This window comes from Clavibacter californiensis (assembly GCF_021952865.1).
GTDB lineage: Bacteria > Actinomycetota > Actinomycetes > Actinomycetales > Microbacteriaceae > Clavibacter > Clavibacter californiensis.
Genome location: NZ_CP040792.1, coordinates 3,070,171 through 3,084,375 on the forward strand (window position 1 = coordinate 3,070,171; position 14,205 = coordinate 3,084,375).

The 14,205-nt window shown below is 73.4% G+C and carries 14 protein-coding genes; 3 read left to right on the forward strand and 11 right to left on the reverse strand.

Translation table 11 applies throughout. The features are described from left to right. Positions 1-41: 41 nt before the first annotated feature. From rlmB to FGD68_RS14740, 4 genes are all read right to left on the reverse strand, one after another. Positions 42-1,112: a 23S rRNA (guanosine(2251)-2'-O)-methyltransferase RlmB gene (gene rlmB, locus FGD68_RS14725; RefSeq protein WP_104235123.1), complete on the reverse strand. Its 1,071-nt coding sequence runs from the start codon at positions 1,110-1,112 to the stop codon at positions 42-44. Next, positions 1,102-2,556: a cysteine--tRNA ligase gene (gene cysS / locus FGD68_RS14730; protein WP_119372293.1), complete on the reverse strand. Its 1,455-nt coding sequence runs from the start codon at positions 2,554-2,556 to the stop codon at positions 1,102-1,104. Before cysS ends, rlmB begins: the two co-directional genes overlap by 11 nt. Positions 2,557-2,639: 83 nt before the next feature. Then, complete coding sequence (ispD, locus tag FGD68_RS14735; RefSeq protein WP_119372292.1) at positions 2,640-3,872, reverse strand: 2-C-methyl-D-erythritol 4-phosphate cytidylyltransferase; 1,233 nt, start codon at positions 3,870-3,872, stop codon at positions 2,640-2,642. A 42-nt stretch (positions 3,873-3,914) separates the two neighbouring features. Next, on the reverse strand, positions 3,915-4,397 hold the full coding sequence (locus tag FGD68_RS14740) for a CarD family transcriptional regulator (protein ID WP_043586044.1): 483 nt from the start codon (positions 4,395-4,397) through the stop codon (positions 3,915-3,917). 163 nt (positions 4,398-4,560) lie between these two features. Between FGD68_RS14740 and FGD68_RS14745 the strand changes: the two genes are divergently transcribed. Then, complete coding sequence (locus FGD68_RS14745) at positions 4,561-5,127, forward strand: hypothetical protein (protein WP_104235126.1); 567 nt, start codon at positions 4,561-4,563, stop codon at positions 5,125-5,127. 85 nt (positions 5,128-5,212) lie between these two features. On the opposite strand, the gene FGD68_RS14750 is transcribed toward FGD68_RS14745, so the two are convergent. Both FGD68_RS14750 and FGD68_RS14755 read right to left on the reverse strand, forming a co-directional pair. Beyond that, positions 5,213-5,893 (reverse strand): response regulator transcription factor, encoded by a 681-nt coding sequence (locus tag FGD68_RS14750; RefSeq protein ID WP_104235127.1) that lies wholly within the window; start codon positions 5,891-5,893, stop codon positions 5,213-5,215. Next, the gene (locus FGD68_RS14755; protein ID WP_104235128.1) at positions 5,890-7,053 is read right to left on the reverse strand and encodes a sensor histidine kinase; all 1,164 of its coding nucleotides are present in this window, start codon (positions 7,051-7,053) and stop codon (positions 5,890-5,892) included. Before FGD68_RS14755 ends, FGD68_RS14750 begins: the two co-directional genes overlap by 4 nt. Before the next feature lie 204 nt (positions 7,054-7,257). Here FGD68_RS14755 and phoU point away from each other — a divergent pair, with 204 nt between their 5' ends. Further along, a complete protein-coding gene (gene phoU / locus FGD68_RS14760) occupies positions 7,258-7,911 on the forward strand; it encodes a phosphate signaling complex protein PhoU (protein WP_104235129.1) in 654 nt (217 codons plus the stop codon). Positions 7,912-8,012: 101 nt separating this feature from the next. Here the strand turns inward: phoU and FGD68_RS14765 are convergent, their stop codons facing one another. Then, positions 8,013-8,768: a phosphoglyceromutase gene (locus FGD68_RS14765; RefSeq protein WP_104235130.1), complete on the reverse strand. Its 756-nt coding sequence runs from the start codon at positions 8,766-8,768 to the stop codon at positions 8,013-8,015. Positions 8,769-8,803: 35 nt separating this feature from the next. On the opposite strand from FGD68_RS14765, the gene FGD68_RS14770 reads away from it, so the two are divergent. Then, positions 8,804-9,622, forward strand: coding sequence for a class I SAM-dependent methyltransferase (locus tag FGD68_RS14770; RefSeq protein ID WP_237609613.1), 819 nt, complete (start codon positions 8,804-8,806; stop codon positions 9,620-9,622). A 25-nt stretch (positions 9,623-9,647) separates the two neighbouring features. Here FGD68_RS14770 and FGD68_RS14775 read toward each other — a convergent pair whose 3' ends face one another. From FGD68_RS14775 to FGD68_RS14790, 4 genes are all read right to left on the reverse strand, one after another. Then, positions 9,648-11,057, reverse strand: a complete 1,410-nt coding sequence (locus tag FGD68_RS14775; protein WP_237609614.1) for a hypothetical protein — start codon at positions 11,055-11,057, stop codon at positions 9,648-9,650. A gap of 222 nt (positions 11,058-11,279) precedes the next feature. Then, positions 11,280-12,401, reverse strand: coding sequence for an FUSC family protein (locus FGD68_RS14780; RefSeq protein ID WP_237609615.1), 1,122 nt, complete (start codon positions 12,399-12,401; stop codon positions 11,280-11,282). After that, a complete protein-coding gene (gene ygfZ, locus FGD68_RS14785) occupies positions 12,385-13,539 on the reverse strand; it encodes a CAF17-like 4Fe-4S cluster assembly/insertion protein YgfZ (RefSeq protein WP_237609616.1) in 1,155 nt (384 codons plus the stop codon). Before ygfZ ends, FGD68_RS14780 begins: the two co-directional genes overlap by 17 nt. Beyond that, positions 13,529-14,128, reverse strand: coding sequence for an FABP family protein (locus FGD68_RS14790; protein ID WP_079534913.1), 600 nt, complete (start codon positions 14,126-14,128; stop codon positions 13,529-13,531). Before FGD68_RS14790 ends, ygfZ begins: the two co-directional genes overlap by 11 nt. Positions 14,129-14,205 lie beyond the last annotated feature (77 nt).

Below are 14,205 nucleotides of genomic sequence, written 5' to 3' on the forward strand. Positions count from 1 at the left end.
GCCGGGACCCTGGGGTCCCGGCTCCTCCTGCGTGCGGTGCGCTACTCCCGCTTCGCGGCGCGCAGCTTGCCGATCTCGTAGAGCGTGACGCTCGCGGCGATGCCGGCGTTGAGGGACTCGGTGGAGGCCCCGATCGGGATGGAGACGACGGTGTCGCAGGTCTCGGTGACGAGGCGCGAGAGGCCCTTGCCCTCGGATCCCACGACGACCACGATCGGCCGGTCGGCGAGCGTGAACTCGTGCAGCGACATGTCGCCGCCGCCGTCGAGGCCGACGACGAAGACGCCGCGCTGCTTGAGCGCCTTGAGCGTCTGGGTGAGGTTCGACGCCATGGCGACGGGCGTGCGCGCCGCGGCACCGGCCGAGGTCTTCCACGCGCTGGCGGTGAGGCCGACCGAGCGACGCTGCGGCACGATCACGCCGTGACCGCCGAACGCCGCGACCGAGCGGATGATCGCCCCGAGGTTGCGCGGGTCGGTGATCCCGTCGAGCGCCACCAGGAGCGGCAGCTGGCCGCGCGAGATGGTCTTGTCGAGCAGCTCGATCGCGTCCGCGTACTCGTACGGCGGCACCTTGAGCGCGAGGCCCTGGTGGACGGCGTCGTGGCCCGCGATGCGGTCGAGCTCGGGGCGCATGACCTCGAGCACCGGGATCCCGCGCCCGGTGGCGAGCGACAGCACCTCCTTGACGCGGTCGTCGTACTCGATGCGCGAGGCGATGTAGAGCGCGGTCGCGGGGATCTTGGCCCGGAGCGCCTCGACGACCGAGTTGCGGCCGGTGACGACCTCGGACTCGTCCTGCTGCTTCGCGCGACGGGCGCGCGGGGCGTCCGCGCCTGCGGGCCGGTCGGTCGCGCGGGCGCGCGGCGCCGCGGACCGGGGTGCGGGAGAACGTTCGGCGCGCTCCTCGCGGCCGCGGTTGGCGCCCGCGGACGCCGCCTCGTACCGGTCCTTCGCGAGCTTGCGCTTGCCGGCGGGGTGGTACGGCCGGTCCTCGGCCTTCGGCGTGGGCTTCTTGCCCTCGAGGGCCTGCCTGCCCTGCCCTCCGGATCCCTTGAGCGGGCCCTTCTTGGTCTTCCGTACCGCGCCTGAGCGGCTGGGCTTATTCGCCATCGATGCTCCAATGCGACCCGCCAGGCGAGTCCTCTATCGTGATGCCGGCCTCGGCCAGCTCCTGTCTGATGCGGTCGGCGAGGGCGAAGTCCCTGGCCTCCCGCGCGGTCTGTCGCTCGGCGATCCGGTGCTCGACCAGCGCCTGCAGCGCTCGGCGCGCGGGCTGATCGGAGGGGGTGCGCCACTCGTCGGCCAGCGGGTCGATCCCGAGCACGGCCACCATCGCGGAGACGTCCGCGCGCAGCGACGCCGCCTCCTGGAGGTCGCCGGCGTCGAGGGCGGCGTTGCCCGCGCGGACGGCGTCGTGGAGCACGGCGAGCGCCTGCGGGACGCTGAGGTCGTCGTCCATGGCCTCGGCGAACTCGGCGGGCACGGCGGCGGGCGAGCCGTCCGTCGACGCGGGCGCGGCCTGGAAGCGCGTGCCGGCGAGGCGGCGGGCGCTGCGGTCGAGGAAGGTCTCGATGCGGTCGAGGGCGGCCTCGGCCTCGGCGAGCGCGCCGTCGTGGAACTCGAGGGTCGAGCGGTAGTGCGCGGATCCGAGGAAGTAGCGGACCACCACCGGCCGCGCGGAGGCGAGCAGGTCGGCGGCGAAGAGCGAGTTCCCGAGCGACTTGCTCATCTTCTGGCCGGCGACGGCGACGAGGCCGTTGTGCAGCCAGTAGCGGGCGAACGGATCCCCCGCGGCCCGCGACTGCGCGAGCTCGTTCTCGTGGTGCGGGAAGCGGAGGTCGAGTCCGCCGCCGTGGATGTCGAACTCGGCGCCGAGGTAGCGCGTGGACATGGCGGAGCACTCGATGTGCCAGCCCGGCCGGCCGGCGCCCCACGGAGACGGCCACGACGCGCTCGCGGGCTCACCGGACTTCGCGCCCTTCCAGAGGGCGAAGTCGCGCACGTCGCGCTTGGCGCGCGGATCCGCGTCGGCGGCGGCCTCCATGTCGGCGGCGCGCTGGCGCGTGAGCTCGCCGTACTCGGGCCAGGAGGCGGTGTCGAAGTAGACGTCGCCGGATGCATCGTCGGCCGCGTACGCGTGACCGCGTTCGACGAGGCGCCGGATGATCTCCTGCATCTCGCCGATGCTCGCGGTGGCGCGCGGCTCGTAGCTGGGCGGGAGGATCCCGAGGGCCGAGTAGGCGCGGGAGAACTCGAGCTCGACGCGGTAGGCGAGCGCCCACCACTCCTCCGTGCCCCCGGCCTCCTGGCCGCGGCGGGCGTTGTCGATGACCTTGTCGTCGATGTCCGTGACGTTGCGCACGAGCGTCACGTCGAGCCCGCGGTGCGTGAGCCAGCGGCGCAGCTGGTCGTAGGCGAGAGCGCTCCGGAGGTGGCCGATGTGCGGCGCCGACTGCACCGTGGGACCGCAGACGTAGATGCCGACCCTGCCGTCGAAGAGCGGCACGAAGTCCCGCAGGGACTGCGTCCGGGAGTCATGGAGGCGCAGGGTCACAGAGAGATCCTAGTCAGCGCGCATCCGCGCCCCCGCCGGATGACGGGCCGGGACGGCGGTCGACGGCCGTCCCGACAGCGCCGTCAGAGGCGCTCGACGAGGGCCGTCGCGACCGCGGCGACGCCGTCGCCGCGACCCGTGAAGCCGAGCCCGTCGGTGGTCGTGCCGGCGAGCGAGACGGGCGCGCCCACGGCGGCCGAGAGGATCCCCTCGGCCTCGGCCCGCCGCGGCGACAGCTTGGGGCGGACGGCCATGACCTGCACGGCGACGTTCACGATCCGGTAGCCGGCCCCGCGCACGAGCTCCGCGGTCCGTCGCAGGAAGACCTCGCCGTGCGCTCCGTCGAGCTCCGGGTCGTCGGTGCCGAAGATCCCGCCGATGTCTCCGAGGCCCGCGGCGGAGAGGAGCGCGTCGCACATCGCGTGGCTGACCGCGTCGCCGTCGCTGTGGCCGGCGAGACCCGCTTCGCCCGGCCAGTGCAGGCCGGCGAGCCAGAGCGGCTGCGTGGCGTCGACCGCGTGGACGTCGGTGCCGATGCCCGAGCGGAGGCGCGAGGCGACGGATCCCGCGCCCGCATCCCGCGCGACGAGCTCCTCCGCGCGCCGGAGGTCCCACGCGGTGGTGACCTTGAAGGCGAGGGCGTCGCCGGGGATCACCCGGACACGGCCGCCCGACGCCTGGAACAGGGCCGCGTCGTCCGTGTGCTCGGCCGCGGCCCGTGCGTACGCGGTGTCGAGCGCTGCCCGCGGGAATCCCTGCGGGGTCTGGACGCCGACCAGATCGCTGCGGTCGACGGTGCCGAGGCACTCCCCCGCCGGATCCACGCGCTTGACGGTGTCGGTGACGGGCAGGCCGGGGACGACGCCGGCGCCATCCGCCCGGACGGCCTGGACCACGGCGGCGAACAGCGCGGTGGGCGTGAGCGCGCGCGCCGCGTCGTGCACCAGGACCGTGTCGACGGATCCGGCGAGCGCGGCGAGGCCCGCCCGCACGGATCCCTGCCGGGTCGCTCCTCCGACCACGACCGCGACGGACCCGCGTGCCGCCCCCGCGACGGCGTCGACGACGGCGGACGTCTCGGCCAGGTGCGTGTCCGGCGCCACGACGACGACGTGCGCCTCCTCGACGAGGCCGAGGACCGAGGACAGCGAGCGGGCGAGCAGCGTCACGCCGCCGACCTCCACGAGCGCCTTCGGGATCCCCGCACCGAGCCGCTGCCCGCTGCCCGCGGCCACGACGACGACGCCGATCCGCGGCCCGCCCGTCGCACCGCCATCGGTCGCGGGGGCGGACGGGACGACGGGGTCGTGGCTCATGCGGTCAGGCTACCGGCGGCGACGCGCGCCGATGCCCGGCGGTCAGGAGGCGAGGACCTCGTCGAGCAGCGTGGACGCGTGCTCCTCGTCGGTCTTCTCCGCGAGGGCCAGCTCGCCCACGAGGATGCCGCGGGCCTTCTGCAGCATGCTCTTCTCGCCGGCGGACAGGCCGCGATCCTGGTTGCGACGCCACAGGTCGCGCACGACCTCCGCGACCTTCAGCACGTCGCCCGACGCGAGCTTCTCGAGGTTCGCCTTGTAGCGCCTCGACCAGTTGGTGGGCTCCTCGGTGAACTCGGCCCGCAGCACCGCGAAGACGCTCTCCACGCCCTCGCGCCCGATGACGTCGCGGACGCCGACCATGTCGACGTTCTCCGCGGGCACCTCGATCTGGAGGCCGCCCTGGTTGACGTCGAGCTTGAGGTACAGCTTCTCCTCGCCGCGGATGATGCGCTTCTTCACCTCGATGATGGTCGCCGCCCCGTGATGCGGGTACACGACGGTCTCGCCGACCTCGAAGAGCATGGGTTCCCCGTTCTGTGGACTTCCCCTCAGGATACCAGCCGGGTCTCGCGCGCCCGCGGGCCGCCGCCCGCCACCCGATCCCGTAGGCTGGGCGGGTCAGCTGATCCAGCGCGGACGCCTCCGGACGCCCCGGCGCCGGCCCGCGCGACAACCGGAGGGTCCCGTGAGAGCGCGTACCGCATCGTCCATCGTCCTCGCGGCCCTGATCGCGGTCGGCACGTCGTCGTGCACGTTCATCACGCCCCAGGCCACGCAGATCTCCTACTTCCCGAGCGACGGCTTCGACGCCACGGTCGGCGACATCGAGGTGCGCAACGCCATCCTCCTCACCGAGGGCGGATCCGCGGCCGGCGCGAGCCTCGTCGTCACGCTCGTCAACGACTCGGGCGACAGCCAGCGCGTCTCCTTCCAGCACGAGCTCACCGAGGGCAGCGCGGACCGCGAGACGCGCACCGTCACCGCGGCCCCCGGCCTCACGAAGTTCGGCGCCGAGGACTCCCAGCGCATCACCTTCGACTCGGTCGACCCGACGCCGGGCTCGCTCACGAAGATCTACATCCAGTACGGCGACGCCGAGGGCGTCGAGATGGATGTCCCCGTGCTCAACGGCGACCAGGAGACGTACACGAACCTCGTCCCCGGCGACACCGGATCCACCCCGGACACGAAGGTCACCACGACCCCCGGCACCACGGACGGCGACGAGGGCCTCGGGGACAGCACGAACTAGCCGGCCGGTCGCACTCGCGGCCTCGTACGACGTAGGCCCCGCCCCTCACGGGACGGGGCCTTCGTCGTGCCGGCAGGGCGGCGGCCTAGGCCTCGAAGCGGTAGCCCAGCCCGCGGACGGTGACGAGGAGCACGGGGTCCGACGGCTCGCGCTCGATCTTGGAGCGGATCCGCTTGATGTGCACGTCGAGCGTCTTCGTGTCGCCGAAGTAGTCGGATCCCCACACCCGGTCGATGAGCTGGCCGCGCGTGAGCACGCGCCCGGCGTTCCGCAGCAGCAGCTCGAGCAGCTCGAACTCCTTGAGCGGCATCGCGATCTCACGCCCGTCGACCTCGACCGTGTGGCGCTCCACGTCCATGCGCACGGAGCCGACCTCGAGCACGTTCAGCGGCTCGTCGTCGACCTCGACGCGGCGGCGGAGCACCGCGCGGATCCGCGCCAGCAGCTCGCGCGTCGAGTACGGCTTCGTCACGTAGTCGTCGGCGCCGAGCTCGAGGCCCACCACGATGTCCACCTCGGAGTCCTTGGCGGTGAGCATGATGATCGGCACGGCCGACCGCGTGCGGATCTCCCGGCACACCTCGGTGCCGGGGAGGCCGGGGAGCATGAGGTCGAGCAGGATCAGGTCGGCGCCGTCCTTGTCGAACGAGGCCACCGCGGAGGGACCGTCCTCGACGACGTCGACCTCGTATCCCTCGCGCTGGAGCAGGAAGGCGAGCGGCTCGCTGAGCGACGCCTCGTCCTCGACGAGCATGATGCGTGTCACGTGGGTTCTCCGATGTCCGTACCGGCGAGCGCCGGGGTCTGCGATGCCTCGGGGAGGCGGATGGTGAAGGTCGAGCCGCGGCCGGGGCGGGACCAGACCCGCACGTCGCCGCCATGATTCTGCACGACGTGCTTGACGATGCTGAGCCCGAGGCCCGTGCCGCCGGTGTCGCGGGCACGGGCCTGGTCCACGCGGAAGAAGCGCTCGAAGATCCGGCCCTGCTCGTCCTCGGGGATCCCGATGCCCTGGTCGGTGACCACGACCTCGACGGCGCCGTCGTCGACCATGACGCCGATCCCGACCCTCGATCCGTCCGGCGAGTAGTTGACCGCGTTGCTCAGCAGGTTGTGCACGGCCACGACGAGGAGGGCCTCGTCGCCGTAGACGGTCGAGCGCGACCGCTTGCCCCGGGCGAGCTCGATGCCGCGGAGCTCCGCGCCGAGCCGCACCTGGTCGAGGGCGACGCTGATGACGTGGTCGACGTCGACGGGCTCCGCCTTCTCCAGCGCGTTGGCCGCCTCGAGCCGCGACAGCTCGATGATCTCCCGCGTGATGCGCGCGAGCCGGGCCGACTCCGTGGTCAGCCGGGCGGCGAACCGCCGCACCTGCACGGCGTCGTCTGCGCACGAGTCGAGCGCCTCCGCGAGGAGCCCGACCGCGCCGATGGGCGTCTTCAGCTCGTGGCTGATGTTCGCCACGAAGTCGCGGCGCACCTGGTCGAGGCGGTGCGACTCGGTGCGGTCCTGCGCGAGCAGGAGCACGTAGCGGGTGCCGAGGCGGGCGACGCGGACGTGCATCTGGAACTCGGCCGCGCCGAACGGGCCGCGCGCGAGCGACACCTCCTCTGCCAGCGGCTCGCCGGACCGGCGCACGCGGTCGACCATGGAGACGAGCTCGGGGTGGACGAGCGCCTGGTGGAAGACGAGGCCGGAGGAGATGGCGCCGGGCGACGCCTTCATCACGTTGTTGGAGGGGTCGAGGACGATGCCCGCCGACTCGAGCGCGTCGAGCACCTGGTCGACGCCGTCGGGGACGACCGGGTTCGTGATCTCGACGGCGCGGTCGCCGCGGTCCGCCGCGTGGTTCAGCAGCCACACGAATCCCGCGCCGACCGCCAATCCGATGAGGAGGCAGACGAGCACCAACGCACCGGTGTCCATGCGCCCACACTAGGAGACGGCGTCGGGGCGTCCCGGCCGTCCTGACCCGCCTTGGGGGCCACGAGGCCGCGAATTCAGCTCGCCGGCACCGTGCGTTAACCTCGCATGACCAGAGTCGGAGGATGTGGGCCCGTCACCCGGGGTCCGCCGTGCCCGAGAACCACCCCGTCCCTCGCAGCGGGGCGGCCTGAAAGGACGTCCCCCATGCGCGAAGTGTTCCAGCAGGAGCTCCACGAGGTCCAGGAGCGTCTCATCGAGATCTCCGCGCTCGTCGCCATCTCCATCGAGAACGCGACCCGCGCGTTCAACGAGTCGAACGTCAGCCTCGCCGAGACGGTCATCGAGCAGGACCGCCGGATCGACGAGCTCGCCACGAGCCTCGACGAGCTCGCGATCAACATCCTCGCCCGCCAGCAGCCGGTCGCGCGTGACCTGCGCATCGTCGTGAGCGCGCTCCGCATCAGCGCGTCGCTCGAGCGCATGGGCGACCTCGCGGAGCACATCGCGCAGCTGTCGCGCTACCGCTTCCCGGACAAGGTGGTGCCGAAGTCGCTCCGCCCCACCTTCCTCGAGCTCGGCCAGCTCGACGTGGCCATCGCCCGCAAGCTGACGGACCTCCTCACCACCGAGGACCCGAAGCTCGCCGAGGAGATCCGCAACGACGACGACCGCATCGACGAGCTGCACCTCAGCGTCTTCGACAAGGTGCTCGGCGAGACCTGGAAGGGCGCGGCCGTCGACACGGTCGACGCCACTCTCGCCAGCCGCTACCACGAGCGCTTCGCCGACCACGCGGTGTCCATCGCGAAGACCGTGCAGTACCTCGCGACCGGCGACTGGGTGCAGGCCGACGCCTGATCCCGCGTCCGCCGACCGTGCGCCGGCCCGCCGCGCCGCGGTGAGATGACGAGAGCCCGACCGGATGATCCGGTCGGGCTCTCGTCGTGATGCGGGGTGCGCTACTTCTTGGAGCCCTGCGCGGCCACGGCCGCGGCGCCCGCGGCGGCCGCTTCCGGGTCGAGGTACTCGCCGCCGGGGACGATCGGGCGGAAGTCCTCGTCGAGGCGGTACACGAGCGGGATGCCCGTGGGGATGTTGAGCTCGGCGATGTCCGAGTCGGAGATGCCGTCGAGGTGCTTCACGAGCGCACGCAGCGAGTTGCCGTGCGCCGTGACGAGCGTCGTGCGGCCCGCGGCGAGGTCGGGCTGGATGTCGGACTCCCAGTAGGGCAGCATCCGCTCGATGACGTCCTTGAGGCACTCCGTGCGCGGCAGCGCGTCGCCGAGGTCGGCGTAGCGCGGGTCGCGCGACTGCGAGTACTCGTCGTCGTCGGCGATGGGGGGCGGCGGCACGTCGAACGAGCGGCGCCAGGTGGCGAACTGCTCGGGGCCGTACTCGGCGAGGGTCTGCGCCTTGTCCTTGCCCTGCAGCGCGCCGTAGTGGCGCTCGTTGAGGCGCCAGGTGCGCTGGACGGGGATCCACGAGCGGCCGGCGCGCTTGAGCGCGATGTTGGCGGTGTCGATGGCGCGGATGAGGACGGAGGTGTGCAGCACGTCGGGGAGGATGCCGGACGCGGCGAGGAGCTCGCCGGCGCGCTGGCCCTCCGCGACGCCCTGCTCGCTCAGCTCGACGTCCACCCATCCGGTGAACAGGTTCTTCTGGTTCCAGTCGCTGTTGCCGTGACGCAGCAGCACGAGGGTGCGGGGTTCAGCCATGGGTCAAGCCTATCGAGCGATGGGAGACTGGACCCATGCCGGGCGCCGCCTCCCCCGTCGGCTCCGTGACCCGCGGGACGACCAACACGAACCGCCTCCGACGCGTCGACAGGTGGATCGCGACGCTCGAGTCCCTGCGCACCGCGGACGTTCCGCTCGTGGTCGACCTCGGCTACGGCGCGAGCGGGATCACGGCGCTCGAGATGCACAGGAGGCTGCGCGCGACGCGGCCGGACGTGCGCGTCGTGGGCATCGAGATCGAGCCGGGGCGCGTGGCGCGCGCCCGCGAGCAGCTCGCGACGTGGCCCGACGCGGAGGCCCGGGAGCGGATCTCCTTCGTCCGCGGCGGATTCGAGGTGCCGCTGCCCGGCGGCGGGCGGGCGACCGTGATCCGCGCGTTCAACGTGCTGCGGCAGTACGACGAGGCCGACGTGCCCGCCGCGTGGACCCGCATGGCGGCGCGGCTGGCGCCGGGCGGATCCGTGGTGGAGGGCACGTGCGACGAGATCGGCCGGGTCGCGAGCTGGGTCGACGTGCGCGAGGACGGGCCGCGCAGCCTCACGATCTCGCTGCGCCTGGCGGGGTTGGAGCTGCCGTCGATCGTGGCGGAGCGGCTGCCGAAGGCGCTCATCCACCGCAACGTCCCCGGCGAGCGCGTGCACGACGTGCTCTCCCTCCTCGACCGCAGCTGGATCCTCAGCGCCCCGCTCGGCGTGTACGGCCCCCGGCAGCAGTGGCTGGGGGCCGTCGCGCGGATGCGCGACGCCGGCGTCCCCGTCGAGGGCGGCCCGGCGCGGTGGCGGCTGGGCGAGCTGACGGTGCCCTGGTCCGCCGTGGCGCCGGCCGCCCGCTAGCGCCGGCCGGCGGGCACCCGGATGCTCAGGACGGGAGCCGGAGGATGCGCGCGACGTTCCAGCGCGCCCCGGGGAACGTGGCGTCCGCATGCCCGCCGACCGCGATGGACGCCGCCGGCATCGCCGACATCCCGGACGTGCCCCCGTCCGACATCCCGGGCATGTCGGCCATCGGCATGGCCGGCATCGGCTCCTGCGACGACGCGGCGTCCGTCCCCCACATGGCGGGCATGCCCGATGCCTGCTGCATGATCGCGCCCGTCGCCATCGAGGGTGTCGTGCTCGCCTGGGGCTGCACGGTGCTGCCGTCCGCTCCGCACGGGACGGTCACGTCAACGGTGGCGACGTGCGCGTCCTCGTCCATGCTCACGACGCTGACCGACATGCCGTGGCGGAGATCGGCCTCGTCGCCGGGCACGAGGCGCTGGGCCGTGTCGGACGTGTCTCCCGGCCGGACGGCGATGGACGTGGCCTCCGGGTACAGCGGATCCGTCCGTGACAGCTCGACGCCGGAGGGGCGGACGTCCCTGCCCGCGTACGGGGAGTCGTAGACGCTCGGGTACTCCTGGCCGTCCACGACGTCGCGGTACTGCACGAACCAGCTCACCGACGGGTCGTCGGGGTCTGCCCAGGAGATGATCCGCTGCGCGTCGAAGCCGCTCGACATGGTGCTGATGGTGATGCGGCGCGCGCTCCCGCACGTGGGCACGACGCGGTGCGAGATGAGCCCGAGACGGTCGAGCGTGCCCGCGGTGAAGGGCAGGAACGTGTGCGCCCCGCCCATCAGGTCGGCGTCGTTCCCGTACTCGTCCCGCGCGCAGGTGGCCGGCATGGCGTTCTCGTCGTAGTCCCACGCGTCGGAGCACTGCACCGATGACGCGTGGAACAGGGACATGTTGTGCCCGAGCTCGTGGGAGAGCGTGGTGGGGATGTCCTGCTCGATGAACACGAATCCGCCGTCGTTCACGCCCTGGCCCTCCGACGCGTTCGAGAACTGCTCGCACGCGTCGTTGTGCGGCACCATCGCCATGAGGTGCTTGTCCGGTCCCGGGGTGAAGCCGGAGTACTCGAGGGCGAAGGCGTTGATGGACGCGAAGTCGTCGCAGCGCACGCTCGGGTCGTCGGGGACCTGCCAGTCGCTGATGGACACGGCGTGGATGCGCACGCGGCCGTCGGTCTCGTTCGCGTAGTACGCGTCGGCCTGGCTGAGGCCCGTCGCGACGTCCTCGGGCGTGTAGTCCGGCGCGAGCCCCTGCGGGTCGACGAGGACGGCCGTCACCTCCTCGACCGCGGCCTCGCCCTTCGGGGCCGCGGCCTCGACGGTGTAGGGCGCGGTCGTCGCCGCCTGGGCGGGGGCGGGGTTGCCTGAGCCGACGGTCGCGGCGAGCGCGACCACCGCCAGCGTGCAGATGATGGTCGGTCGGGTGCGGTGCATGGTGTCCTGTCGGGTTCGCGGCGGCGAGTGGCGAGGAGGTCTCCGAGGCGCCGCCGGAGGACCACCACGGCAGGCGGTCGGCTGTCGGGCCCGCGGGATGGGGCACGCACGGGCGTCGTGCCCGCGTCCCGGAGACCATAGCTTCCGCCAGACGATCGTCGCGCGAACGCTCCCCACGGCCGTCGCGGATGGTCCCGGACAGCGCGGCGCCCAGCCGCGAGCTCAGACGTCGGGCAGCGCTGCCCGCGCATTCGCCGCGTCGACACCCGCCGCCACCTGGAGGTCGACGATGAGCGGCCGCAGCAGCATGACGAGCATCACCTCGCCGACGGGGGCGCCGGGGATGAGCTCGCGCGGATCCAGCCGCACGGCCACCAGCACGAGGTTCTGCTGGGCGAGGGGCGCGGCCGACGGATCCGAGAGGCTCTGGCCGAGGAGGTTCACGCCGTTGGAGACGGTCGCGAGCAGCTCCGCGAGCACCGGGCGGCGCACCCCGTCGACCACGAGGAAGTCGATGCGGCGGGAGATGACGCGGAGGTTCCGCACGGCCAGGTCCATGCCGTCGAGCACGCGCCGGTGGGCCCGCAGCTCCGGCAGGTGCCGGCGGAGGAAGGGCGAGATCCGTGCGATGGACAGCGCCGAGTCGGCCGCCGCGCTCCACGCGTCGATGAGCGGCTGGGTGCGGCGGAGGCGGTCGAGCGCGCGGTCGGCCGCGGTCGCGTCGCCGAGCCGCAGCGCGGAGACGAGCGACGTGAGCGCGTAGGAGCACTCGGAGAAGACGCGGCGGGCCTCGCGCAGGGCCTGGCGCCTGGGATCCCGCGGGATGAGCGCGGTCGCGAGCAGCGCCACCGCGCCGCCGACGAGCCCGTCGACGCTGCGGACGAACACCCCGCCCGGCGGCGCGGGCAGGAGCGCGACGAGCACGGCCTGCACGCCTGCGGCGACCGCGAACGCGGCGTTCGACGACAGCAGTCGCGCCACCAGCAGCGTCGCCAGGATGATGACGAACAGCTGCCACGCTCCGCGGCCGATGCCGAGCAGCAGCACCTCGCTCAGCGTGATCCCGACGGTCATGCCGACCGCGGTCTCCAGCACGCGCACGGGCCGCGCGTCGCGGACGAAGCCGAGGCTCGTGATGGTCACGGTCGTCGCGAGCAGCGGGGTGTCGTGCCCGAGCACGTGGTGCGCGAAGGCCCAGCCGCCGGTGGCCGCGACGGCGATCTGCAGGGCGGCGGGCGCGGATCCCCATAGGCGGAGGAGCGCGGCGCGCGGATCCGCCCGGTGCCTCAGGGTGCGGGCGGCACGGGCCGACCGCTCCCGCGCGCGCTCAGCGGCGGACCGCACCGAGCCGCGGAAGGCGCGGGACGTCGGCGGAGCGGCCGGCGTCGGTGGGCACGATCACGTCCTGCATGGCCTGGACCCGGACGTCGTCGGCGACGACCTCGAGCTGGAGGGCGGGATCCACGTTGCGGCGCACGACCGCGAGCGCGACCGGGCCGAGCTCGTGGTGCAGCGCGCTCGAGGTGACGGCCCCGACGACCTCGCCCGCGGTGCCGTCGGCAGCGGCGGGGAGCCGCACCTCGGATCCCGCGCCCGGCAGGACCGCGTCGGATCCATCGAGCTGCAGCAGGACCAGGCGGCGCGGCGGCCGGCCCAGGTTGTGCACCTTGGCGACCGTCTCCTGGCCGCGGTAGCAGCCCTTGCTGAGGTGCACGGCGCTGCGCAGCCAGTCGAGCTCGTGCGGGATGGTGCGGTCGTCGACCTCGGTGGCGAAGCGCGGTCGCCACGCGGCGATCCGCAGGGCCTCGGCCGCGAGGACGCCCGCGACGGGCAGGTCGCCGGACGCGGCGCGCGCGACGACGGCCGGCAGCTCGGACCGCGGCACGAGGCGCTCGCTCCAGGTCCACCCCTCGGCCGGGTGCGGCGCCGCGGCCGCGTACTGGTGGCCGCCGGGGACGACGTGGACCCACGGGTCCCGCCACACGAGCGGCACGCCGGCGGGCGCGGCGATGGGGAGGTCGGGCTCGCCGAGCGTGCCGATGACGGCGAGCTCGGCCGTGCGATCGGCGGGCTCGACCCGGAGCATGAAGCGCATCCGCTGCAGGTAGGCGAGCAGCGCATCCGCATCTCCGGCGCCGAGCAGGAGCCACGTGGTGACGCCGTCGTCGAGCACGCCGACCGCGTGCTCGAGGCGCCCGTTCTGGTCGAGGAAGAGGGTCTCCGCGGAGTCGCCCGGCGCGAGGCCGCGCAGCGACTGGCTGGTGATGGAGTCGAGCCAGGTCAGCCGGTCCTCCCCCGTGACGGAGAGGACGGCCCGGTGCGAGAGGTCGACGATCGCGGTGCCCGCTGCGAGCGCGCGCTGCTCGGCGACGAGCGACCCGAGGTGCGCGGGCACGCCGGCGTCCGGCCCGTCGGACGCGACGGCGCCGGGCAGGTCGAGGAAGGGCGAGCGGGCGACGGCGGGATCGGGGTCAGTCGACATGCGACACCCGCCCGGAGGCGTGCGTGCGCAGGGGCTGGCCGAGCGCCGCGATGTCCCACGCCCAGAGCAGGTCGCGCTCGACGAGCCCGTACAGCCGCGTCGCGCCCGTGTACGCCTTGGCGCCCTCGGTGCGGAGCACGGCGTCGGTCGCGAGGTCGATGCGCGCGCTCTTCACCTGGCCGACGTAGAGCTCGCTGACCCCGCCCGGATGCACGAGCGCGACCTCGACGTCGAACCCGCCGTCCGCGTTGCGGAGCGTCTCGACCTCCTCGGCCGTCGTGAACGGGCGCTCGCCCGTGGGCGGCAGCATCGCCGGGCCCGGGTCGCCGTCGGTGACCCGGCGTCGCAGCCGCCAGTAGCCGGTCTCCGTGACGAACGGCACGGGGCCGTCGTCGCCCTCGACCCACGCGTACGAGGAGTAGTTGAGGTGCGGCAGCCCGTCGTGGCTGAAGCTGATGCGCTGGCCGAACTCGCGGCGGACGACGTCGTCACCGACCGCGTACTCGACGACGCCGGTGCCCTCCCAGACGCCGAGGAGCCAGGACAGCGGGACGAGCTCGGCGGGGAGGCCGGTCGGGATCTCGATCATGCGGCGCGCGGTCAGCGCTGGCCGCGGAAGAGGTTGTAGACCACGACGAGCGAGACCCAGCCGATGGAGAGGCTCGC